General features: G+C 60.8%; 21 protein-coding genes. 10 read left to right on the plus strand and 11 right to left on the minus strand.

The genetic code is table 11. The features are described 5' to 3' along the window. The coding region (locus PKE98_RS25920) for an OprD family outer membrane porin (protein ID WP_271198385.1) at positions 1-137 on the plus strand (137 nt) is incomplete at its 5' end. A 158-nt stretch (positions 138-295) separates the two neighbouring features. Further along, positions 296-1,651, plus strand: coding sequence for a sensor domain-containing protein (locus PKE98_RS25925; RefSeq protein ID WP_271198360.1), 1,356 nt, complete (start codon positions 296-298; stop codon positions 1,649-1,651). 3 nt (positions 1,652-1,654) lie between these two features. Here the strand turns inward: PKE98_RS25925 and PKE98_RS25930 are convergent, their stop codons facing one another. The 9 genes from PKE98_RS25930 to kdgD all read right to left on the minus strand — a co-directional run bounded on the left by PKE98_RS25930 (position 1,655) and on the right by kdgD (position 12,288). Continuing rightward, positions 1,655-2,185, minus strand: coding sequence for an SRPBCC family protein (locus tag PKE98_RS25930; RefSeq protein ID WP_271198361.1), 531 nt, complete (start codon positions 2,183-2,185; stop codon positions 1,655-1,657). Positions 2,186-2,266: 81 nt separating this feature from the next. Continuing rightward, positions 2,267-2,611 (minus strand): YciI family protein, encoded by a 345-nt coding sequence (locus PKE98_RS25935; protein ID WP_271198362.1) that lies wholly within the window; start codon positions 2,609-2,611, stop codon positions 2,267-2,269. Between the two features lie 76 nt (positions 2,612-2,687). Then, on the minus strand, positions 2,688-3,920 hold the full coding sequence (locus PKE98_RS25940; protein WP_271198363.1) for an RNA polymerase sigma factor: 1,233 nt from the start codon (positions 3,918-3,920) through the stop codon (positions 2,688-2,690). 457 nt (positions 3,921-4,377) lie between these two features. Beyond that, positions 4,378-5,316 (minus strand): 2-hydroxyacid dehydrogenase, encoded by a 939-nt coding sequence (locus tag PKE98_RS25945; protein WP_271198364.1) that lies wholly within the window; start codon positions 5,314-5,316, stop codon positions 4,378-4,380. Between the two features lie 106 nt (positions 5,317-5,422). Continuing rightward, positions 5,423-6,976, minus strand: a complete 1,554-nt coding sequence (gene garD / locus PKE98_RS25950; RefSeq protein WP_271198365.1) for a galactarate dehydratase — start codon at positions 6,974-6,976, stop codon at positions 5,423-5,425. A 12-nt stretch (positions 6,977-6,988) separates the two neighbouring features. Continuing rightward, entirely contained in the window at positions 6,989-8,338 is a 1,350-nt protein-coding gene (locus PKE98_RS25955; protein WP_271198366.1) for an MFS transporter, read from the minus strand. A 52-nt stretch (positions 8,339-8,390) separates the two neighbouring features. Next, positions 8,391-9,746, minus strand: a complete 1,356-nt coding sequence (gudD, locus tag PKE98_RS25960; RefSeq protein WP_271198370.1) for a glucarate dehydratase — start codon at positions 9,744-9,746, stop codon at positions 8,391-8,393. Positions 9,747-9,841: 95 nt separating this feature from the next. Next, positions 9,842-11,290 carry an aldehyde dehydrogenase family protein gene (locus PKE98_RS25965; RefSeq protein WP_271198371.1) on the minus strand — a complete coding sequence of 483 codons (1,449 nt, stop codon included), beginning with the start codon at positions 11,288-11,290 and terminating at the stop codon, positions 9,842-9,844. Between the two features lie 86 nt (positions 11,291-11,376). Further along, positions 11,377-12,288 carry a 5-dehydro-4-deoxyglucarate dehydratase gene (kdgD, locus tag PKE98_RS25970; RefSeq protein ID WP_271198372.1) on the minus strand — a complete coding sequence of 304 codons (912 nt, stop codon included), beginning with the start codon at positions 12,286-12,288 and terminating at the stop codon, positions 11,377-11,379. 467 nt (positions 12,289-12,755) lie between these two features. On the opposite strand from kdgD, the gene PKE98_RS25975 reads away from it, so the two are divergent. From PKE98_RS25975 to PKE98_RS26000, 6 genes are all read left to right on the plus strand, one after another. Continuing rightward, entirely contained in the window at positions 12,756-13,583 is an 828-nt protein-coding gene (locus tag PKE98_RS25975) for an NAD-dependent epimerase/dehydratase family protein (protein ID WP_271198373.1), read from the plus strand. 63 nt (positions 13,584-13,646) lie between these two features. Beyond that, the gene (locus tag PKE98_RS25980; RefSeq protein WP_271198375.1) at positions 13,647-14,534 is read left to right on the plus strand and encodes a glucurono-1,5-lactonase; all 888 of its coding nucleotides are present in this window, start codon (positions 13,647-13,649) and stop codon (positions 14,532-14,534) included. Between the two features lie 49 nt (positions 14,535-14,583). Then, entirely contained in the window at positions 14,584-15,564 is a 981-nt protein-coding gene (locus PKE98_RS25985) for a TRAP transporter substrate-binding protein (RefSeq protein ID WP_271198376.1), read from the plus strand. 180 nt (positions 15,565-15,744) lie between these two features. After that, positions 15,745-16,269, plus strand: a complete 525-nt coding sequence (locus PKE98_RS25990) for a TRAP transporter small permease (protein WP_271198377.1) — start codon at positions 15,745-15,747, stop codon at positions 16,267-16,269. Continuing rightward, the gene (locus PKE98_RS25995; protein ID WP_271198378.1) at positions 16,270-17,550 is read left to right on the plus strand and encodes a TRAP transporter large permease; all 1,281 of its coding nucleotides are present in this window, start codon (positions 16,270-16,272) and stop codon (positions 17,548-17,550) included. A 97-nt stretch (positions 17,551-17,647) separates the two neighbouring features. After that, entirely contained in the window at positions 17,648-18,556 is a 909-nt protein-coding gene (locus PKE98_RS26000) for an EamA family transporter (RefSeq protein ID WP_271198379.1), read from the plus strand. Positions 18,557-18,562: 6 nt separating this feature from the next. Here PKE98_RS26000 and PKE98_RS26005 read toward each other — a convergent pair whose 3' ends face one another. After that, on the minus strand, positions 18,563-19,312 hold the full coding sequence (locus tag PKE98_RS26005; RefSeq protein WP_271198380.1) for a FadR/GntR family transcriptional regulator: 750 nt from the start codon (positions 19,310-19,312) through the stop codon (positions 18,563-18,565). Between the two features lie 140 nt (positions 19,313-19,452). Here PKE98_RS26005 and PKE98_RS26010 point away from each other — a divergent pair, with 140 nt between their 5' ends. Continuing rightward, positions 19,453-20,325 (plus strand): aldose 1-epimerase, encoded by an 873-nt coding sequence (locus PKE98_RS26010; RefSeq protein ID WP_271198381.1) that lies wholly within the window; start codon positions 19,453-19,455, stop codon positions 20,323-20,325. Positions 20,326-20,452: 127 nt separating this feature from the next. On the opposite strand, the gene PKE98_RS26015 is transcribed toward PKE98_RS26010, so the two are convergent. Then, the gene (locus PKE98_RS26015; RefSeq protein ID WP_271198382.1) at positions 20,453-21,214 is read right to left on the minus strand and encodes an SDR family oxidoreductase; all 762 of its coding nucleotides are present in this window, start codon (positions 21,212-21,214) and stop codon (positions 20,453-20,455) included. 234 nt (positions 21,215-21,448) lie between these two features. On the opposite strand from PKE98_RS26015, the gene PKE98_RS26020 reads away from it, so the two are divergent. Next, positions 21,449-22,456, plus strand: a complete 1,008-nt coding sequence (locus PKE98_RS26020; protein ID WP_271198383.1) for an NADP-dependent oxidoreductase — start codon at positions 21,449-21,451, stop codon at positions 22,454-22,456. The last annotated feature ends 38 nt before the right edge of the window (positions 22,457-22,494 follow it).

Consider the following 22,494-nt stretch of genomic DNA (forward strand, 5'->3'; position numbering starts at 1 on the left):
TGGCCTACACCGTGCAGAGCGGTACGTTCAAAAACCTCAACGTCAAATGGCGTAACTCCACCATGCGCCGCGACTTCAACACCAATGAGTTTGATGAAAACCGGATTTTCGTCAGCTACCCGCTTTCGCTGCTGTAATCGGCAATACCCAGGCTTACTCCTCGTGTGAAACCACGTTTAGCCCGTCCTTGCGACGGGCTTTTTTTATTTCCCGATGAAGTCGCGTGCGCAATCTGCGAGCACAAACCTGTCACCACACGTGGCATCCTGCCACTACAGTGTTTATGCTCAGCGCCATGCCCAACCGTCACGCGCCCTCAACCAGCTTTATCGATCTGTTGCTCGATGCCGTGTGCGTTGTCGACAGCACGGGGCATTTTGTCTATGTGAGTGCTGCATTCGAGCAGATTTTCGGCTACTCCCCGACGGAGATACTTGGCCGGCAAATGCTCGATCTGGTGCACCCGGACGACCGAGCCATCACCCTGCAGACCGCTGACGAAATCATGGCCGGGCAACCCAAGCTGCATTTTGAAAACCGCTACCTGCGCAAAGACGGTCAAGTGGTGCACATCATGTGGTCGGCTCGCTGGTCGCCCGCCGATCAGTTTCGGGTAGCGGTAGCGCGCGATATCACTGCGCGCAAGCAGGCCGAGTCCATGCAGGCGGCCCTGTACGCCATTTCCGAAGCGGCCCACTTAGCTGAAGACTTGCCCGCGCTGTTTCAGCAGATCCATCAGATTATTGCCGCCTTGCTGCCGGCGTTGAATTTCTCCGTCAGCCTGCGCGAAGACCAAGGAGGCGAGCTGGCATTCGTGTACCACGTAGACGAACAGCCACAGGCCCAAAACAAAACTGACCTCAACCTGTTTAACCAGGAAATCCTGCGCAGTGGCCATCCCTTGCTACTCACGGCGCAAACCCAACCCTGGCTGCCCGTCCAGCTGCACCGCCTGCTCGGCAGCGACGGTCAGCAATGCTGGCTGGGCGTGCCGCTGCATTCGCACCGCGGCATCATTGGCACGCTGGTGCTCAAGCGCTACGCCGACACCACACCCTATACCGACAAAGACCAGGAACTGCTGCAGTTCGTATCCACCCAGATCGCCGCCGCCATCGAGCGCAAGCAACTGATCGCCACCTTGCAGCGTATGGCCCAGCACGACCAACTCACCGGCCTGCCCAACCGCGCCTTGCTGCATGATCGTCTACACACAGCGCTGACCCGCGCCCGCCGCGAGTATGGGCAAGTGGCGCTGCTATACCTGGATCTGGACAAGTTCAAAGCGGTAAACGACCAGTACGGCCACGCCACCGGCGACCTATTGTTGCAAGCAGTAGCGGCACGGCTAAAAAGCTGCGTGCGTGCCGCCGACACCGTGGCGCGCTTCGGCGGCGATGAGTTTGTGCTGTTACTTGAAAACATCGAGCTGGCCGAGCATGCCCTTGATATAGCGCAGAAGATCATTGCAGCCCTAGGCCAACCGATGGAGCTGGCCGGCGTGCAGTTGCAGATTCGCCCGAGCATCGGCATTGCCTTCTACCCGCTACACGGCGACACACCGATGCAGTTGCTCAAGCAGGCCGACGCATCGATGTACAACGCCAAGAATCAGGGCGGCAACCGCGTGGCCATCCCGCCTGCCACGTAAGCGCTAGGCCTGTTGCGCCTGCACTTCCAACTGCGCCAGCCCCTGCTCAAAGGCCTGGCCGCACAGCTTGTCCATGTCCATCACCATATGCATGCCCTTCATCAGCAGGTTTTTCGACCCGCTCATGGCCCAGGTGACCCGTACCTTGTCGCCCTCGGGCAGCAAGGTGAACACCACATCATTGTTGGCTTTAAAGGGCTTGAGAAAGGCCAGTTTCAGGCGCACCAGTTCGCTGGGCCGGCTTTCGACGATAGTGGAACTGCCCTGCCCCACCTGGTTGTTGCCCACCCAGCTTTGCGTGGCGCCGACGCCGGTATCCGGGCCGCTGTATGAGACCTGCATAGCCGGGTCGAGCCTGGCCCAGGGCGACCACTGCTGCCACAGGTGAAAGTCATTTATGTGGGCAAACACCTTGTCGCGCGGCGCGGCAATGCTGCGCGAGCGCTCCACATGAAAGGTGTCGGGCTGGCGCGATACCACCAACAGCAGGCCCCCTAGCGTCACCACCAAGGCGATAATGACAAGATTCAGCATGGCAACTCTCCTTGCGCTTCTTCGGTGCCGCAGCTTTAAGCCGGGGCAGCCGCACAACGTTCTTCGCGAGCAAGCTCGCTCCTACACGTCCAATTCCCGAACTGGCCTCACTTCCACGCAGCCGACCCGCGCGGCGGGAATCTTGGCGCCGATCTGGATAGCCTCGTTGAGGTCTCGGGCCTCGATCAGGTAAAAGCCGGCCAACTGCTCCTTGGTTTCGGCAAAAGGGCCATCAGTAATCGACAGCTTGCCGCCACGCATGCGCACCGTGGTGGCGGTTTCCACCGGGTGCAGGGCCTCGGCGGCGAGCATGCGGCCGCTCTCCTGCACGGCCTGGGCATAGGCAAAACACTCGTCGTCCTTGGGGCTGTCGGGCTGGGTGTGCAGTTCCTGTTCGTTGCTGTAGACCAGGCAGAGGTATTTCATGGCGGGTTCCTTAACAAGGCGGTTTGCTCAGTAGTCGAACAGCGAAACGGCAAATCGACATCAGCGAAAATTATTTTTACAGCGCGCTCAACTCGCGCAACCGGCCTTCGAGAAACTGCCGATCCGGCCCCTGCTGGGCCAGCTTCAACGCACGCTCGTAGGCCGCTCTGGCGGCGGCGTTATCACCCAGGCGGCGGTGCAGATCGGCTTCGGCGGCGTGCGCCAAGTGGTAGTCGGCCAAGTCCCCTGCGGCCAGCGCCTGCACCTGCGCCAACGCCGCCTGCGGGCCGCTTACCATCGCCACCGCGACTGCCCGGTTAAGCGCCACCACTGGCGACGGGGCGGCCTGCAGCAAGGCGTCATACAGGCCAACAATTTGCGGCCAATCCGTGGCCTCGCTATGGGCGGCCTCGGCATGCACGGCGGCAATCGCCGCCTGCAAGGTATAGACCCCAAATTGCCGCGAGCGCAGTGCTTGCAGCACCAACGTATCGCCTTCGCTGATCAGATCGGTCAGCCACAGCGAGCGATCCTGATCACTCAACAACACCGGCTCCCCGCTTGGCGACAACCGCGCCGGGCGCCGGGCTTCGTTCAGCAACATCAGCGCCAGCAGCCCCATCACCTCAGCCTCTGGCAGCAACTCCAGCAACAGACGGCCCAGGCGAATAGCCTCGCTGGACAGATGGCTGCGGGTAAGCGAATCACCGGAACTGGCGAAATAGCCCTCGTTGAACACCAGGTAAATCACCCGCAACACCGCGTCCAGGCGCTCGGGTAACTCGTTGCGGCTGGGCACTTCATAGGGAATGCCCGCATCGCGGATCTTGCTCTTGGCCCGCACGATGCGCTGGGCCACGGTGCTCGGGGTGGTGAGGAAGGCGCGAGCGATATCTTCAGTGCTCAGGTCGCAGATTTCCCGCAGCGTCAGGGCCACTTGGGCATCGGCACCCAGGGCTGGGTGACAGCAGGTAAAGATCAGGCGCAGACGGTCGTCTTCGACACTGTCGGCGTCGGCCTCATCGGCGCTCAATGCGGCAAGTTGTTCGGCGTGGTGTTCCAGCGAATCGAAGCGAGCCTGACGGCGCAGGTTGTCGATGGCTTTGAAGCGGCCGGTAGAGACCAGCCAGGCGCGGGGATTGGCCGGCACGCCGTCGCGAGGCCATTGCTCCATGGCGATGCGGAAGGCTTCGTGCAGGGCTTCTTCGGCCAGATCGAAATCGCCGAGCAGGCGGATAAGCGTGGCCAGCACGCGGCGCGATTCGTCGCGGTAGAGGGTGGATAGGGTTTCGGTGAGGGGGGTGGGCACCGGGGAATCCTCGTCCGTGGTTTTTTTGTTTGGAGGGATTTTAGGCAGGATTTCGAGACCGGCGTACGCCTGAAGATTCTGGATTCCCGCCTGCGCGGGAATGACGGAGGTTTTTGCATAAACTCACGTCATTCCCGCGCAGGCGGGAATCCAAGGCTTTTGATCTGCTTTTGATCTGCTTTTGATCTTGATCTTGATCTACCCGCCCCTTGAGCGCAGGCCGAGCGTAGTCGCTACGCCCCCTTACACGACGACTCCACTCGGCCTGGCGCTAAAGGGGCGGGTAGATCAAAAGCCAGATCAAAAGCACAAGCCACGGCACGGCGCTTGCGCGCCTTAAAGGAAAGCCCAATAAAAAAGGTGCGCTCGTGGCGCACCTTGGGGTGTAACAAACAGCTCTAGGAAATACGCCCTCAGGCTTGTGACCCAAGCGCGGTCTGCGGGCAAACCCGCGAACTCATAGCGGCGTGAGCAACTCGCCACGTTCAACAAACGCCTGCAAGTTGGCCAACACCAACTCCTCCATCTGCAACCGGGTTTCCTCGGTAGCACTGCCCACATGCGGCAGCAGCATTACGTTGTCCAAGGCGAACAACGCTTCCGGCACCTTGGGTTCGGCTTCGAACACATCCAGCCCGGCGCCACCGAGGGTGCCGTTCTGCAACGCCGTCACCAGCGCCTGTTCATCAATCACCGAGCCGCGCGCTACGTTGACCACAATGCCGGTCGGGCCCAACGCGGCCAGTACTTCGGCGTTGACGATATGGTGAGTCGCCGCGCCGCCCGGGCAGGTCAGCACAAGAAAATCTGCCCAGCGCGCCAATTCCACCAGGCTGGCTTCATAGGTGTAGGGGCTGTCTTTGACTGGCGAGCGGTTGTGGTAGCGCACGTCCATATCGAAACCGCTGGAGCGCTTGACGACTGCCTGCCCGATACGCCCCAGGCCAACAATTCCCAAGCGCTTGCCGCTTACCCGGCGCGCCAGCGGGAAGTTGCCGTTGAGCCAACCACCGGCACGCAGAAAGCGTTCGGAAGCGGCGAGTTTGCGCGAGGTGTCGATCATCAGGCCCATGGCCAGATCGGCCACGCAGTCGTTGAGTACGTCTGGCGTGGTGCTGATGCCGATGCCTCGGTCGCGGGCAACGTCCACGGCAATCGAGTCGTAACCCACGCCAAAGCTGCTGATGGCCTTGAGATTGGGCAAGGCGGCGAGTTGCTCGGCCGAGCAGCCGAAACGCGCCGAAGTGGCCACCAGCTCGAACTGGGCGCCGTGCATTTTCAGAAAGGTTTTCGGGTCGGGCTGTTGCCACAGGGGCGTGACGTCGTAGCGGTCGGCGAGGTTGTGCTGGAAGCGGTCGGTCAGGGGGCCTACCTGTAGAACCTTGGGCTTGCTCATGCGTGCTCCTGGCAGATGGTCGTTTGCAGGGTTCGCGAGCAGGCTCGCGCCTACGCTTTCCATGTAGGAGCGAGCTTGCTCGCGAAGCTCTTGATCTACCCCAGGCTCAGGTAATTGGCGCCGGGTTGAACAGGGTAATGTCGTTGTGCAGTTTGTGCTGCTCGGCCCAGGTCTTTTTCTTGCCGCTGGCCACATCCAGGTAGTAGTGAAACAGCTCCCAACCCAGCTCTTCGATACTCGCCCGGCCCGTGGCAATACGGCCGGCGTCGATGTCGATCAGGTCGGGCCAGCGCTGGGCCAGCTCGGTGCGGGTCGACACTTTCACCACCGGCGCCATGGCCAGGCCATAGGGTGTACCGCGGCCGGTGGTGAACACATGCAGGTTCATGCCGGCGGCCAGTTGCAACGTACCGCAGACAAAATCGCTGGCCGGCGTTGCGCAGAAAATCAGGCCTTTTTTCTCGAAACGCTCGCCCGGCCCAAGCACGCCATTAATGGCGCTGTTGCCGGATTTGACGATGGAGCCCAGGGATTTTTCGACGATATTCGACAGCCCGCCCTTCTTGTTGCCCGGCGTGGTGTTGGCGCTGCGGTCGGCCTCGCCTTTGGCCAGGTAGCGGTCGTACCAGTCCATTTCGCGCACCAGCTCTTCGGCCACTTCCTTGGTCTGCGCCCGAGAGGTGAGCAGGTAGATGGCGTCGCGCACTTCGGTGACTTCGGAAAACATCACGGTGGCGCCGGCACGCAGCAGCAGGTCGCTGGCGTAACCCAGCGCCGGGTTGGCGGTGATGCCGGAGAAGGCGTCACTGCCGCCGCATTGCATACCCAGAATCAACTCGGACGCCGGCACAGTTTCACGGCGGCGTTTGTCGAGTTTTTTCAGGCGCACTTCGGCCAGTTCCATGATCTGTTCGATCATTTCGGTAAAGCCGTGGCTGGAGTCCTGCAGGCGGTACAACCAGGGTTCGCTGAGGTCTACCGACGGGTCGTTTTCCTGCATCACCTGGCCGGCTTGCAGCTTCTCGCAACCGAGGCTGATCACCAGCGCTTCGCCGCCCAGGTTGGGGTTGCGCGCCAGGTTGCGCACGGTGCGAATCGGGATATACGCATCGGTGGCGGTAATGGCCACCCCGCAGCCGTAACTGTGGGTGAGCGCAATCACGTCGTCCACGTTCGGGTACTTGGGCAGCAGCTCGTCCTTGATGCGTTTTACCGCATGGTCGAGCACGCCAGTCACGCACTGCACGGTGGTGGTAATGCCCAGGATGTTGCGCGTGCCCACGGTGCCGTCGGTATTGCGGTAGCCCTCGAAAGTAAAGCCTTCCAGGGGGGCCGCCGGTGCCGGCACTTCGGTGGACAGCGGCAGGCTGTCCAGCGGTGGCGCGGTGGGCATGCGCAGTTGGTCTTCCTGCACCCAGCTGCCACGGGGGATCGGCTTCAGGGCGTAACCGATGGTTTGCCCGTAGCGAATGATGCGCCCGCCCTCGGGAATATCCTCGAGGGTAATTTTGTGGCTTTGCGGAACGCGCTCGATAGTGGTCAGGCCATCGGCGAAGGTGGTGCCGGCTGGCACCCCCTGGTCGTTTACCACAATCACCACGTTATCCAGCTCGTGCAAACGGATGTAGCGCGGCGAGTCGGAATGTTCAATCAACTGCATGACACTCGCTCCTCAGGAGTGGGCTGGGGTCAAAACTTCTGTGCCGCCTTTGCTTGGCGGTTCTTTCAATTCAACACGCTGAATCTTGCCGACGATCACCAGGTAGCTGAATACCGCCAGCAAGCCATTGGCACCGACGAACACCAGGGCCCATTCAAACGAACCGGTGGAGTTGATCAGGTAGCCAATAACGATTGGCGTGGTGATCGAAGCCAGGTTGCCAAAGGTGTTGAACAGGCCGCCCGAGAGGCCGGCAATCTGTTTTGGCGAGGTGTCGGCCACCACTGCCCAACCCAGCGAACCCAAGCCTTTGCCGAAGAACGCCAGGGTCATAAAGCCCACCACCATCCATTCAGCGTCCACATAGTTGCACAGCACCATGCTCGCCGAGAGCGTCAGGCCGCACACGATAGGCAGTTTGCGCGCGAAGGTCAGCGAGTGGCCACGGCGCAGCAGGTAGTCGGAAATGATCCCGCCCAGCACGCCACCGAGGAAACCGCAGATGGCTGGCAAGGAGGCGATGATGCCCGCCTTGAGAATGGTCATACCGCGCTCTTGCACCAGGTAAACCGGGAACCAGGTGAGGAAGAAGTAGGTGATGGCGTTAATGCAGTACTGGCCCAGGTAAACCCCCAGCAGCATGCGGTTGGTGAGCATCTGGCGAATGTAGTCCCAGCGCGGGCCATCGTTTTTGCGCGATTGGTCCATGTCCACCAGGCCGCCGTTCTGCTCGATATGATCCAGCTCGGCCTTGTTGATGGTGGGGTGTTCTTTGGGGTTGTAGATGGTCTTCATCCAGATACCGGAGAAGACGATGCCCAATACGCCCATCACCACAAATACATGCTCCCAGCCCAGGGTGTACACGATCCAGCCCATGATCGGCGCGAACAATGCGGTGGCGAAATACTGCGCCGAGTTGAAGATCGCCGAGGCCGTGCCGCGCTCAGCGGTCGGGAACCAGGCGGCGACGATACGGGCGTTACCGGGGAAGGATGGCGCTTCGGCAAAACCGACCATAAAGCGCAGGATAAACAGCGTGGTCACGGCCCAGGCCACCGGCATACCGCCGACAAAACCCTGCAGCAAGGTGAACAACGACCAGGCAAAAATACCGGCCGCATACACGCGTTTGGAACCAAAACGATCGAGCAGCCAACCGCCGGGAATCTGCCCAAGCACGTATGCCCAGCCGAAGGCGGAGAACACATAACCGAGGGTTACCGCATCGATACCCAGGTCTTTTTGCAAACTGGAACCGGCGATGGCGATGGTCGCGCGGTCGGCATAGTTAATCGTGGTGACCAGAAACAGCATCAGCAGAATCAGGTACCGCTTGCGGGTTGGTTTTGTCTCTTGCACGGTGTGCTCCCACGTTTGTTGTTGTAGCGGGTGAGGGTTTGATCCTGGCGCGTCAGCGCACCAGGCAAGGTCGTTTGTTATCAAAGGTCCAGTTCGGAATCAGGAACTGCATGGCCACGGCATCGTCGCGGGCATTGAGGCCCATGCCCTGATACAGCTCGTTGGCCTTGGCCAGTGCGTCCCAATCCAACTCCACGCCCAGCCCTGGGGTTTTCGGCACCTGCACCAGGCCGCCGACAATCTGCAGCGGGTTGCGGGTCAGGTGCTGGCCGTCCTGCCAGATCCAATGGGTGTCGATGGCGGTGACCTTGCCCGGCGCGGCGGCGGCCACGTGGGTAAACATCGCCAGGGAAATATCGAAGTGGTTGTTGGAGTGCGAACCCCAGGTCAGGCCCCAGTCGTTGCACATCTGCGCCACGCGCACGGAGCCTTGCATGGTCCAGAAATGCGGGTCGGCCAGCGGGATATCCACCGACTGCAACTGAATGCAGTGGCCCATCTGCCGCCAGTCGGTGGCGATCATATTGGTGGCGGTGAGCAGGCCGGTTTCGCGGCGGAACTCGGCCATCACTTCACGGCCGGAAAAACCGTTCTCCGCGCCGCACGGGTCTTCGGCATAGGCCAGCACACCGTGCAGGTCGCGGCACAGGCTTACCGCTTCTTTCAGCGACCAGCCGCCGTTGGGGTCCAGGGTGATACGGGCATCGGGAAAGCGCTCGGCCAGGGCGCGAACGGCCTCCACTTCTGCCCCGCCGGCTTGCACGCCGCCTTTGAGTTTGAAGTCGTTGAAGCCGTAACGGGCATGGGCGGCTTCGGCCTGGCGCACGATGCTTTCGGGGTCCAGCGCGGTCTGGTTGCGCACGCGGAACCAGGCCTCATCGGCCTCGTCTTCGTTGCGGTAACCGAGGGTGGTTTTGTCGCGGTCGGCCACATAGAACAGGTAGCCAAGCATCTCCACGGCGTCGCGTTGCTGGCCTTCGCCGAGCAAGGCGGCCACCGGCACACCGAGGAACCGACCCAGCAGGTCGAGCAGCGCCGACTCCAGCGCCGTGACGGCGTGGATGGTAATGCGCAGGTCGAAGGTTTGCAGGCCTCGGCCGCCACTGTCACGGTCGGCGAAGGTGTTGCGTACCTGATTGAGCAAACCGTTGAAGTTGCCGATGGACTGCCCCAGCAGCAGGCTGCGCGCGTCTTCCAGGGTTTGGCGAATACGTTCGCCGCCCGGCACTTCGCCAACGCCGACGTTACCGGCGCTGTCTTTGAGAATGAGGATGTTGCGGGTAAAGAACGGACCGTGAGCGCCACTGAGGTTCAGCAGCATGCTGTCGTGGCCGGCAACCGGTACCACTTGCAGCTCGGTGATGACGGGCGCGCTGGCAATGGCCTGCCCGTGGCTTGCTGTGTTCATAACCGTTTCCCTATTTGTTTTTATGCGGGGACTGGCTGTGCGTTTCGATGCGTGCAAAGGCAGCCTGCGCTGCCCTTGCGATCACCTGTTCGGGGTTAGCCGATGTAGGTGGTTTTTACAGTGGTGTAGAACTCCGCCGCGTAACGGCCTTGTTCACGCGAACCATACGAGGAGCCTTTACGGCCACCGAACGGCACGTGGTAGTCCACCCCGGCGGTTGGCAGATTGACCATCACCATGCCGGCCTGGGCGTGACGCTTGAAGTGGTTGGCATACTTCAGCGAGGTGGTGGCAATGCCCGCCGACAAGCCGAACTCGGTGTCGTTGGCCATCGCCAGTGCTGCTTCGTAATCCGCCACTTTCACCACGTTGGCCACCGGGCCGAAGATTTCTTCGCGGCTGATGCGCATGTCAGCCGAGCTATCGGCAAACAGGGTAGGCGCCAGGAAGTAGCCTTCGGTATCGCAGGTCACCAGACCACCGCCAGCCACCAGGCGCGCACCCTCTTCCTGACCAATGCCGATGTAGCGCAGGTCCTGGTCGAGTTGGGCTTGGGAAACCACCGGGCCGATATCGGTGCCGGCCTTCAGGGCGTGGCCGACTTTGATCGACTTCATACGCTCGGCCACGGCTTCAACAAACTTGTCGTGGATACCGGCAGTGACGATCAAGCGGCTGGACGCGGTGCAGCGTTGGCCGGTGGAGTAGAAGGCGCTTTGCACCGCCAGCTCCACGGCCACTTTGAGGTCGGCGTCGTCGAGGATGATCTGCGGGTTTTTGCCACCCATCTCCAACTGCACCTTGGCGCCACGGGCTACGCACTGGGTGGCGATATTGCGGCCAACGCCAACCGAACCGGTGAAGCTGATGCCGTCGACTTTGTTGTTATTGACGATGGTTTCACCGACCACACGGCCAGCGCCCATCACCAGGTTAAACACGCCAGCCGGGAAGCCGGCGCGGGAAATGATTTCGGCGATGGCCCAGGCGCAGCCCGGTACCAGATCAGCCGGTTTCAGCACCACGCAGTTGCCATAGGCCAGCGCCGGTGCAACTTTCCACGCCGGAATGGCGATGGGGAAGTTCCACGGGGTGATCAGGCCGACCACGCCCAGCGGCTCACGGGTGACTTCCACCGACACGCCGGGGCGTACCGAGGCCAGCACTTCTCCAGCTTGACGCAGGCATTCGCCGGCAAAGAACTTGAAGATATTGCCGGCGCGGGTGACCTCGCCAATGGCTTCGGGCAGGGTCTTGCCTTCTTCACGGGCCAACAGCGTGCCGAGCTCTTCGCGGCGGGCGAGGATTTCGCTGCCGACTTTATCCAGCGAGTCGCTGCGCGCCTGAATGCCGGAGGTGGACCAGGCTGGGAACGCCGCGCGGGCAGCGTCGATGGCTTGGTTGACCTGGGCAACATCGGCCTGGGCGTATTCACCGATAACGTCGGCGAGGTCGGACGGGTTGACGTTGTTCGAGTAGCTGGCACCGGCAATCCATTCGCCGCCGATGTAGTTGTCGAAACGCTTTTGTTCGCTGTTGGCCACGGAAAAGCCTCCTGAAAAAGAAACCACAGCCGCTGTGTTCAGCGGCTGGTTGCTAGCGGGTCACGCTGTTTATTGCGGGCGCTCTTTTATTGAGGGCCTTGGGCGTGAATCAGCGCGGCGAGTTGCTCGTACTCGGCGGCCGTCAGGTCGGTAAGCGGTGCACGCACGGGGCCTGCGTCGTAACCGGCAATCTTGGCGCCGGCCTTGACGATGCTCACGGCGTAGCCGGCGCGCTTGTTGCGGATGTCCAAGTACGGCAGGAAGAAGTCGTCGATGATCTTGCCGACGGTGGCGTGATCGTCACGGGCAATGGCGTGGTAGAAGTCCATCGCGGTTTTGGGGATGAAGTTGAACACCGCCGAGGAGTAAACCGGTACGCCCAGGGCCTTATAGGCAGCGGCGTAGACTTCGGCAGTCGGCAGGCCGCCGAGGTAGCTGAAGCGATCACCCAGGCGGCGACGGATCGACACCATCAACTCGATATCGCCCAGGCCATCTTTGTAGCCGATCAGGTTCGGGCAGCGCTCGGCCAGCTGCTCCAGCAGCACAGGCGTGAGGCGGCAGACGTTGCGGTTGTAAACCACCACGCCGATTTTCACTGATTTGCACACTTGCTCAACGTGCAGGGCCACGCCTTCCTGGCTGGCTTCGGTCAGGTAGTGCGGCAGCAGCAGCAAACCTTTGGCGCCTAGGCGCTCGGCTTCCTGGGCCATTTCGATGGCCTGGCGAGTTGGGCCGCCAACGCCGGCCAGAATCGGGACACCACCGTCGCACGTGTCAACGGCAGTTTTGATCACCGAGGAGTATTCACGGCTGGTCAGCGAGAAAAATTCGCCAGTACCACCGGCGGCGAACAAAGCCGACGCACCGTATGGCCCCAGCCATTCCAGACGACGGATATAGGATTCTTGATTGAAATCGCCAGCAGCGTCGAAGTCAGTCACTGGGAAAGACAGCAGGCCGGCAGAGAGGATGGACTTCAGTTCTTGTGGATTCATTATTCGAACACCCTGTAAAGCGCGTAGTGGATTAAGGCGTGGCAGACGGATTGCCCTGCGCCAAGCGGAAATAGCACGGGGCTCAATCGCAAACGCTAGAGTTACGTTATCGTACAACTATCAAGACTGTCATCCCCTTTTCGCGTCCGCTCATCTACGACTATAGGCGTACTGGCTGAGGCGCCCTGCCATGTTCTAGCCTGTAAAACAACAACGCACGCCAGCCGCATGCGCTTCGCAGGGCTTTTAATAGTGCAGTAGCGTGTGGGCTACCGCGCGATGCCAGGCAGTTTAACCAGTGCAGCAAACCGGGAATTTTCTACCTAAGTCGCGTTGACAAACTTTGCCGGGGCTGTTGATAATCGAAACAAGTCATACGACAACCGATAACAGCGCACCCTCTCCCGCTACTGTCTTCGGAAAGATCGAACCCATAAAAACAAACACAAGAAATTCAGGGCCCAGTCATGACCAGCAACTCCAACGCCCCAACTCCGTTCAATCGCCTTCTACTTACCGGTGCCGCTGGCGGCCTGGGCAAAGTGCTGCGCGAAACCTTGCGCCCGTATGCCACGGTGCTGCGCCTGTCGGACATCGTTGAGATGGCCCCGGCCACCGGCGCCCATGAAGAAGTGCAAGTGTGCGATCTGGCCGATAAACAGGCCGTGCATCAACTGGTGGAAGGCGTGGATGCGATTCTGCATTTTGGCGGCGTATCGGTTGAGCGCCCGTTCGAGGAGATCCTCGGCGCCAATATCTGCGGCGTATTCCATATCTATGAAGCCGCCCGCCGCCATGGCGTAAAGCGTGTGATCTTCGCTAGCTCCAACCATGTGATCGGCTTCTATAAGCAGGACGAAAAACTCGACGCGGCCTCCCCTCGCCGCCCGGACGGCTACTACGGCCTGTCCAAGTCTTACGGCGAAGACATGGCCAGCTTCTACTTCGACCGCTACGGCATCGAGACCGTGAGCATCCGCATCGGCTCCTCGTTCCCCGAGCCGCAGAACCGCCGAATGATGCATACCTGGCTGAGCTTCGCTGACCTCACGCAATTGCTGGAACGTGCCCTATATACCCCCAATGTCGGCCACACCGTGGTGTATGGCGCCTCGGCCAATGCCACGCAATGGTGGGACAACCGCCTGGCTAGCCATTTGGGCTTTGTGCCAAAAGACAGCTCGGAAGTGTTCCGCGCCAAAGTCGAAGCCCAGCCGATGCCAGCCGCCGACGATCCGGCGATGGTCTACCAGGGTGGTGCGTTTGTGGCCGCCGGGCCGTTTGGCGACGACTGAGTTCACCACCGATTTATTGCTGTAGCGCTTCTCATAAAAACAACACAAGAGAACTGCACCGCCATGCATGCCGAACTGATTGTCGATGCCCGCAACGCCACCGGTGAAAGCCCGGTGTGGAGCGTGGCTGAACAAGCGCTGTACTGGGTGGATATCCCCGCCCAACGCCTGCACCGCTGGCGCGCCAGCGATGGCCAAAGCCACAGCTGGCAAACCCCGGAAATGCTCGCCTGCATCGCCCGCCAAGGCGACGGCAGTTTTATTGCCGGCATGCAGAGCGGCCTGTTCCGCCTGAGTGCCAAGGAAAACGGCAGCCTGGCCTGCAGCCCCGTCGCGGCGGTCAAACACGCTCACGTCGATATGCGGTTCAACGACGGTCGCTGCGACCGCCAGGGCCGCTTTTGGGCCGGCACCATGTTTCTCGATATGGCCGCAGGCTCGCCAGTCGGCGCGCTGTACCGCTATAGCGCCGGCCAACGCGAGCCACTCACTGCCCAGCTCACCGACTTTATCGTGCCTAACGGCCTGGGCTTCAGCCCGGACGGCCGCACCATGTACCTGTCCGACTCGCACCCCAGCGTGCAGATAATCTGGGCCTTCGATTACGACACCGACAGCGGCACACCGCACAACCGTCGGTTGTTCGTCGATATGAACGACTACCCGGGTCGCCCCGATGGCGCTGCCGTAGACGCCGATGGCTGCTACTGGATCTGCGGCAACGATGCTGGCCTGGTGCACCGCTTCACCCCCGAGGGGCGGCTGGACCGTTCCCTTGCCGTACCGGTGAAAAAGCCGGCCATGTGCGCCTTTGGCGGCGCCGGGCTGGACACCCTGTTTGTCACCTCGATCCGCCCCGGCGGCGACCTCAGCGACCAGCCATTGGCCGGTGGCGTGTTCGCCCTGCAGCCTGGGGTCAAAGGCCTCGAGGAGCCGTTGTTCGCGTCCTGATACCTCTACCCAAGCCACCCTCAAACAAAAACAAAACGGAGCTTTAACCATGAACTTCAAACGCACCTTGCTCACCGCTGCCCTGCCGCTGGTGTTCTGCCTGTCCAGCAGCGCCCACGCCTTGAATATCAAGTTTGCCGAAGTGCACCCCACCGGCTACCCGCCGGTAGTGGCCGAACAAGCAATGGGCAAGAAGCTGGAAGAACAATCCAAAGGCGAAATCACCTTCAAAATGTTCGCCGGTGGCGTGCTCGGTTCGGAAAAGGAAGTGGTTGAGCAGGTGCAGCTCGGCGCCATCCAGATGACCCGTGTCAGCCTGGGTATCGTTGGCCCGGTGGTGCCGGATGTAAACGTGTTCAACATGCCGTTTATCTTCCGCGACCACCAGCACATGCGTGACGTGATCGATGGTCCGATCGGCCAGGAGATTCTCGACAAGATCACCAACTCCGACTTCAACCTGGTGGCCTTGGCCTGGATGGATGGCGGCACCCGCAACCTTTACACCAAGAAGCCGGTGCGCAATATGGCCGACCTCAAGGGCATGAAGATCCGCGTGCAAGGCAACCCGCTGTTTATCGACACTATCAACGCCATGGGCGGCAACGGCATTGCCATGGCCACCGGCGAGATCTTCAGCGCCCTGCAAACCGGCGTGATCGACGGCGCGGAAAACAACCCGCCGACCATGCTCGAACACAACCATTACCAGAACGCCAAGTTCTACACCCTCACCGGCCACCTGATTCTGCCGGAGCCGGTGGTGATGTCGAAAACCACCTGGGAAAAACTCACCCCCGAACAGCAAGCGCTGGTGAAAAAAGTGGCCCGTGAAGCCCAGTTCGAAGAACGCAAACTGTGGGATGAGAAATCGGCCAGCAGCGAAGCCAAACTCAAGGCCGGCGGCGTGGAATTCATCACCCTGAGCGATGCCGAGAAGAAAGAGTTTGTGGATGCGACTGCGCCGGTACGCGCGCAATACGGCGCGCCGTATGCCGATCTAATCAAGCGCATCGAAGCCGTTAAGTAAAAAAGACTGCGCTCGGTTAGGCGGCGTTAAAGCCAGATTCAAAAATGCTCATTGGCTACAGCCAACTCCGCTTTTTTCACCTGTCTTTGCCTTGCCTAACCGTCGCTCGCTACGTTTTTACGCCGTTGTAATTTAAAGAAAAAACAGCCCACCACCTTGATAACGCCGCTGGTGAAGTCCATGAGAAATACGCTGTTGCTCATCAATGACCAGATCTACCGCGCCTGCATCGGCATCGCCGGTATATCGGTACTGGTCATGACTCTGATTATTCCCTGGGGCATTTTTGCCCGTTACGTGCTCGGCAGCGGCTCCAGTTGGCCCGAGCCGACGGCGATTCTGCTGATGGTGGTGTTCACCTTTTTCGGCGCTGCCGCCAGCTACCGCGCCGGTGCCCATATGGCCGTCAACATGGCCACCGACCGCATGCCACCGGCCATGCGTCAAATTCTGGCGGTTGTGGTGCAACTGCTGATGGCCCTGATCTGCGTGTTCATGATCGTCAAAGGCGCCAAGCTCTGCGCCGGCACCTGGAACCAGTTCCTGGGTGAAATGCCGTCTCTGCGTGTGGGTATCTCCTACCTGCCGATTCCTATCGGAGGGGTGATCACCCTGATCTTCGTATTGGAAAAACTGTTCTTGGGCGACCAAAGCAAACGCCGCGTCATGAGCTATGACGTTGAAGAAGCCCAGGGGGCCAAATAAATGGATGCGCTAATTCTGTTGGGCAGTTTTATCGTGCTGATTCTGATCGGCATGCCCGTGGCCTATGCACTGGGTTTGTCGGCGTTGATCGGTGCCTGGTGGATCGATATTCCCTTTGACGCCCTGATGATTCAGGTGGCGGGCGGGGTGAACAAGTTCTCGCTGCTGGCGATTCCGTTCTTCGTACTGGCCGGCGCGATCATGGCCGAGGGCGGTATGTCACGGCGCCTTGTGGCCCTGGCCGGCGTGTGCGTGGGGTTTGTGCGCGGTGGTCTGTCGCTGGTCAACATCATGGCCTCGACGTTCTTTGGCGCCATCTCCGGCTCCTCGGTGGCCGACACCGCCTCGGTGGGTTCGGTACTGATTCCGGAAATGGAAAAAGCCGGTTACCCCCGCGACTTTTCCACCGCCGTTACTGTAAGCGGCTCGGTGCAAGCGCTGCTGACCCCGCCTAGCCACAACTCCGTGCTTTACTCGCTCGCCGCCGGCGGCACTGTGTCGATTGCCTCGCTGTTTATGGCCGGTATAGGCCCGGGTCTGATGCTCAGTGCCGTAATGATGATTCTGTGCATGATCTTCGCCCGCAAGCGCAACTACCCCAAAGGGGAAGTGATCCCAATGCGCAAGGCGCTGAAAATTGCCGCCGAAGCGCTGTGGGGCCTAATGGCCATGGTGATCATCCTGGGCGGCATTCTGTCCGGCGTGTTTACTGCTACCGAGTCGGCAGCCATTGCCGTGCTCTGGTCGTTCTTCGTCACCATGTTTATCTACCGCGACTACAAATGGCGTGATCTGCCCAAGCTGATGCACCGGGCCGGGCGCACCATTGCCATCGTGATGATCCTTATCGGTTTCGCCGCCAGCTTTGGCTACATCCTGACGCTGATGGAAATCCCGACCAAGATCACCACCGCGTTCCTCACCCTGTCGGACAACCGTTACGTGATTCTGATGTGCATCAACGTAATGTTGCTGCTGCTGGGCACCGTGATGGACATGGCGCCGCTGATCCTGATCCTGACCCCGATTCTGCTGCCGGTGGTTACCAGCTTCGGCGTCGACCCGGTGCACTTCGGCATGATCATGCTGGTGAACCTGGGCATTGGTTTGATTACCCCACCAGTGGGCGCGGTGTTGTTCGTCGGTGCAGCGGTGGGCAAGGTGTCCATCGAAGCCACCGTAAAAGCGCTGCTGCCGTTCTACGTGGCGTTGTTTGCGGTGCTGATGGCTGTAACGTACATCCCCGCCATTTCGTTGTGGTTGCCGAGCGTAGTGCTCTAAATGTAGGGCGAATATCCGCATCGCGGATATCCGCCGCCTCGGTCTCAACGTGCATACCGGCGGATATCGCTTGGCGATATTCGCCCTACGGATGGTCATGCCTACCCCTGCCCTCTTCCCCCGCCATATCGCCGTACTCACCCTGGCCCTGTTGGCCAGCTGCTTTGCCGGCAACCATATCGCTGCGCGCATTGCCTTCGACCATGACACCGGTCTGCTGCTGGCGATTCTCTGTCGCTCGGGAGTGACGACCTTGGTACTGGCGGGCCTGGTTTGGTGGCGGCGTGATTCGCTGAAATTGCCGACTGGCACCTGGCCGTGGCAGTTGGCGCTGGGCTTGTTGATCGCCACTCAAAGCTTTTGTGTGTACTCCACTGTGGCGCGCATTCCGGTGGCGCTGGCGCTGCTGATCGTCAATATCGCGCCCATTCTGCTGGTGCTGCTGACCTGGGCCTTGGGCGGCGCTCGGCCAACGCCGCGGTCGCTGGTGTTGATGGGGGTGATTCTGTTTGGCCTGGTCTTTGCCCTGGATGTGCCCGAGCGCTTGAACGGCGTGGACGATGGTATCGAGTGGTTCGAGGGCGTGCTGTTCGGCGTGAGCGCTGCCGCAGTGTTTGCCGTGGCGCTGTGGATTACCGACAACAAGCTGTCGGCCATGAAGGGCACAGTGCGCAGCATGCTCACCATGCTTATCGTGTTTTCCAGCGTGGCCATTGCCGGGTTCAGCGGCGTAATGCCCGGCGGCGTCAGCCTGCCGAGCGCAAGCGCCGGCTGGGTCGCCTTGGCTTGCCTGGTGGTGCTTTATGGCTTTGCGTTTTCGCTGCTGTTCATCTGCATGACGCGCCTGGACATGGCCCGCAACGCGCCGGTGATGAACGTGGAACCGGTGGCCAGCCTGGTGTTTGGCTGGCTGATTCTGGGGCAGCTGCTAAGCGCCGGGCAGATTGTCGGCGGGCTGATTGTGGTGAGCGGCATTGTGCTGCTCACCTACCGCAGGCGTGCCTGAAGTGCCTTATTCCTGGCCCGCCTGGGCGGCTTCATGTGCCTGGCGCAGGCGCTCGCGGCTGTTGGTCAGGTGCAGGCGCACGGCAGCGCGCGCGGCATCGGAATCCTGGCGGGCAATGGCTTCGAAAATCTGCTCGTGCTCACGTTCCAGGCGGGCCATGTAATGGCGTTGGTCATCTTGGGCAATGCGCGCCGAATTGAGCCGCGTACGCGGAATGATGCTGGTGCCCAGGTGGCTCATGATGTCGGTGAAATAGCGGTTGCCGGTGGCTTCGGCAATCAGCAGGTGGAACTGGAAATCCGAGACCACCGCATCACCGGAATGGGCCGCGCTTTCGCGCAAGGCATCAAGCACGTCACGCATGGCTTGCAGTTGGGCGTCGGTGCGGCGTTGTGCGGCGAGGCCGGCAGACTCCACTTCCAGGCTGATCCGAAATTCGAGAATGGCCAGCACGTCGCGCAGGGTGACGATGGTGGCAGGGTCGATCCGAAAGCCACTTGGGCTTGGGGTATCCAACACGAACGTGCCGATGCCATGGCGGGTTTCCACCAGGCCCGAGGCCTGCAACCGCGACAGCGCTTCACGTACCACGGTGCGGCTCACGCCTTGCGCTTCCATGATCGCCGACTCGGTAGGCAGCTTTTCGCCCCGCTTGATCTGGCCGTCGCGGATCTGCTGCGACAGTTCGGTCACCAACTCCTGGGCGAGGCTGCGATGCTTGCGGCGCACACGTGGCTGGGGGCTTGGGATTTCCATGGGGACGGTCATTCTCGGCTAACGGGCAGGCCGCCATCATATCCCAGCGGTTGTACGATGACACCCCCGCAAACGCAGCAAAGCTGCGGCATAACGACATCCTTTCGCACACCAACGTTCGCCACTTCCTAAAGGTTGCTATGCCTATGAACGCCAACGACCTCATCAGCATCGAAGACGCCCTCACCCGCTTGTCGGTAGCGCCTGCCATCGGCGGCAGCCTGGTGGCCTGGACGCGCCTGAGCGATGGCCTGAACCTGCTGCGCCCCTGCCCGCCCGAAATCGAAGGGCCGCGGCAGTTGGGCTGTTATCCGCTGGTGCCCTGGTCCAACCGGATTGCCAACGGTGGTTTTGACTGTCCGCAGGGTTGGCTGGCGCTCAGCCCCAACGCCAGCAACGACCCGCTGCCCATTCATGGCAGCGCCTGGCAACAGCCGTGGGCGGTGCTTGAACACAGCGCCTCGCAGGTGCTGCTCGAGCTGCAAAGCCAGGTGCCATTTGCGTACCGCGCGCAGCAGCGCATCGGCCTGGAAAACGGGCGACTGAGTATCGAACTGCACGTCACCCATCTGGCAGAGCAGCCGTGCTGGCATGGGCTGGGGCTGCATCCCTATCTGCCGCGCACGGCCGCTACACAGCTTCAAGTACAGGCCGAGCAGGTGTGGCTGTGCGATGAAGGGCGTTTGCCGACGGAGTTGGTTGAGCTGCCGCCAGCGTGGAATTTTGGCGACGGCGCGGCGCTGCCCAATGAGCTGGTGGACAACGGGTTTACCGGGTGGGATGGCCGAGCGCTGATCACCCAGGCGGATTTAGGGTACGAGCTGGAAGTGCACGGGACTGGCAGCGAGTTTTTTCTATTGTTCTGCCCGTTGGACAAACCGTTCTTTTGCTTCGAACCGGTCAGCCACCCGGTAAACGCGCACCACCTGCCAGGGCGGCCGGGGTTGCGGTTGTTGGCGAAGGGGGAGTCGTGTGAGTTGGGGTTGAGTCTGAAATACCAAACGTTGAACTGACGCGTACGGCTCGGGATTCTGGATTCCCGCCTGCGCGGGAATGACGGTGATGATGGCGTCTAACTCCGTCGTCCCCGCGCAGGCGGGGACCCAGAATCTGTCAGGTCACCGCCAACCCCTCAGCCGATCAAATCGCAGTAGAACCACCATCCACCGCCAACGAATGCCCGGTGGTAAACGCAGCGTTATCACTGCACAGGTACATCACGGCGGCGGCAATTTCTTCCACCTTGCCGATACGGCCGACCGGGTGCATAGCCGCCACAAAGTTGGCCTTGGTTGGATCAGCCTCGTGGGCACGACGGTACATATCGGTGTCGATCACCGCCGGGCAAACAGCGTTGACGCGGATTTTCTTCTTGGCGTATTCGATGGCGGCCGATTTGGTCAGGCCGATCACCGCATGCTTGGACGCGGCATAGATGCTCATCTTCGGCGCCGCGCCCAAGCCCGCAACCGAAGCGGTGTTGACGATGGCGCCGCCACCTTGGGCCATGATCAGCGGCAGTTCGTACTTCATGCACAGCCATACGCCTTTGACGTTGACGTTCATGATGGCGTCGAACTCGGCTTCGTTGCCCTCGGCCACGCGGCCTTTCTCGATCTCGATGCCGGCGTTGTTAAAGGCATAGTCCAGACGACCGTAGGCCTCGACCACACCCGCCATCAGCGCCTGCACCTCAGCGTCCCGGGTCACGTCGCAGCGGATAAAGGTGGCATCGCCGCCTGCCTCACGGATCAGTGCCACGGTGCCTTCGCCGCCGGCCACGTCGACATCCGACACCACTACCTTGAGGCCCTCGGCTGCAAACGCCTGCGCGGTGGCGCGGCCAATGCCATTGCCAGCACCGGTTACCAGGGCAACCTGGCCGGAGAAAGTCATGCTCATTCCTTTATCCCTCTTTAGTGGTATCGAATTGTTATAGCGGGCAAGTCTAGCCAGCACGATGGTGCCCATGTCAGCACTATTAAATGCCACGAGGAGCGATTATCCAGCGCAGTGATAAATACCCGTGCCGAGGCATTTAGCAGATGGATAAGCGTGCATTCCGCTGGTGATCAAACCTTGCCCTTGGCCCCGTAGCGGTCTATCACCACTGTTTCCCTGCCATGAGTGTTTGCCATGACCACCCAACTCAACCGTCAATTCCTGCTCGCTCAGCGCCCCGTCGGTCTGCCGAGCCGCGACACGTTCAGCTATGTGGAAAATCCCGTGGGCGAGCCCGGCCCCGGTCAGATTCTGGTGAAAAACGAATACCTGTCCCTCGACCCGGCCATGCGCGGCTGGATGAACGACGCCAAGTCCTATATCCCGCCGGTGGGCATTGGCGAAGTGATGCGCGCCCTGGGCGTAGGCAAAGTGGTTGCCTCGCAAAACGATAAATTCCCGGTGGGCACTTACGTCAACGGCGCCCTGGGTGTGCAGGACTACTTCCTCGGCGAGCCCAAAGGCTTCTACGCCGTAGACCCAAGCCGCGCCCCGCTGCCGCTGTACCTGTCGGCTCTGGGCATGACCGGCATGACCGCCTACTTCGCCTTTCTCGACGTCGGCCAGCCTAAAGAAGGCGACACCGTGGTGATTTCCGGTGCAGCCGGAGCCGTGGGCAGCGTGGTCGGCCAGATCGCCAAGATCAAAGGCTGCCGCGTAGTGGGTATTGCCGGTGGTGCCGAGAAATGCCAACTGCTCAAAGACGAATTGGGCTTTGACGGCGTGATCGACTACAAAAACGAAGACCTGCACGCCGCGCTGAAACGTGAATGCCCCAAAGGCGTAGACGTGTATTTCGACAACGTCGGCGGCGATATCCTCGACGCCGTGCTGACCCGTATCGCGCCCAAGGCCCGCATCGTGATCTGCGGCGCCATCAGCCAGTACAACAACAAAGAAAACGTCAAAGGCCCGGCCAACTACCTTTCCTTGCTGGTTAACCGCGCGCGTATGGAAGGCTTTGTAGTAATGGACTACGCCAGCCAGTTCGCCGACGCCGCCAAGGAAATGGGCGGCTGGATGGCAGCCGGCAAGTTGAAGAGCAAAGAAGATATCGTCGACGGGTTGGAGACCTTCCCCGAGACCTTGTTGAAGCTGTTCAGCGGCGAGAACTTTGGCAAGTTGGTGTTGAAAGTCAGCTAAACGAGCACCGACAAAAAAGCCTGCTGACGGGAGACCGC

It is taken from the genome of Pseudomonas turukhanskensis, assembly GCF_027922365.1.
Taxonomy (GTDB): Bacteria; Pseudomonadota; Gammaproteobacteria; order Pseudomonadales; family Pseudomonadaceae; genus Aquipseudomonas; species Aquipseudomonas turukhanskensis.

What these genes read in the sequence shown, in the direction of transcription:
- PKE98_RS26020 (WP_271198383.1), top strand. Translation starts at nt 21,449, where the DNA reads ATGACCACCCAACTCAACCGTCAATTCCTGCTCGCTCAGCGCCCCGTC.
- gudD (WP_271198370.1), bottom strand. Translation starts at nt 9,746, where the DNA reads ATGAACACAGCAAGCCACGGGCAGGCCATTGCCAGCGCGCCCGTCATC.
- PKE98_RS26015 (WP_271198382.1), bottom strand. Translation starts at nt 21,214, where the DNA reads ATGAGCATGACTTTCTCCGGCCAGGTTGCCCTGGTAACCGGTGCTGGC.
- PKE98_RS26000 (WP_271198379.1), top strand. Translation starts at nt 17,648, where the DNA reads ATGCCTACCCCTGCCCTCTTCCCCCGCCATATCGCCGTACTCACCCTG.
- garD (WP_271198365.1), bottom strand. Translation starts at nt 6,976, where the DNA reads ATGCAGTTGATTGAACATTCCGACTCGCCGCGCTACATCCGTTTGCAC.
- PKE98_RS25935 (WP_271198362.1), bottom strand. Translation starts at nt 2,611, where the DNA reads ATGAAATACCTCTGCCTGGTCTACAGCAACGAACAGGAACTGCACACC.
- PKE98_RS25990 (WP_271198377.1), top strand. Translation starts at nt 15,745, where the DNA reads ATGAGAAATACGCTGTTGCTCATCAATGACCAGATCTACCGCGCCTGC.
- PKE98_RS25980 (WP_271198375.1), top strand. Translation starts at nt 13,647, where the DNA reads ATGCATGCCGAACTGATTGTCGATGCCCGCAACGCCACCGGTGAAAGC.
- PKE98_RS25985 (WP_271198376.1), top strand. Translation starts at nt 14,584, where the DNA reads ATGAACTTCAAACGCACCTTGCTCACCGCTGCCCTGCCGCTGGTGTTC.
- kdgD (WP_271198372.1), bottom strand. Translation starts at nt 12,288, where the DNA reads ATGAATCCACAAGAACTGAAGTCCATCCTCTCTGCCGGCCTGCTGTCT.
- PKE98_RS25975 (WP_271198373.1), top strand. Translation starts at nt 12,756, where the DNA reads ATGACCAGCAACTCCAACGCCCCAACTCCGTTCAATCGCCTTCTACTT.
- PKE98_RS25925 (WP_271198360.1), top strand. Translation starts at nt 296, where the DNA reads ATGCCCAACCGTCACGCGCCCTCAACCAGCTTTATCGATCTGTTGCTC.
- PKE98_RS26005 (WP_271198380.1), bottom strand. Translation starts at nt 19,312, where the DNA reads ATGGAAATCCCAAGCCCCCAGCCACGTGTGCGCCGCAAGCATCGCAGC.
- PKE98_RS25930 (WP_271198361.1), bottom strand. Translation starts at nt 2,185, where the DNA reads ATGCTGAATCTTGTCATTATCGCCTTGGTGGTGACGCTAGGGGGCCTG.
- PKE98_RS26010 (WP_271198381.1), top strand. Translation starts at nt 19,453, where the DNA reads ATGCCTATGAACGCCAACGACCTCATCAGCATCGAAGACGCCCTCACC.
- PKE98_RS25945 (WP_271198364.1), bottom strand. Translation starts at nt 5,316, where the DNA reads ATGAGCAAGCCCAAGGTTCTACAGGTAGGCCCCCTGACCGACCGCTTC.
- PKE98_RS25995 (WP_271198378.1), top strand. Translation starts at nt 16,270, where the DNA reads ATGGATGCGCTAATTCTGTTGGGCAGTTTTATCGTGCTGATTCTGATC.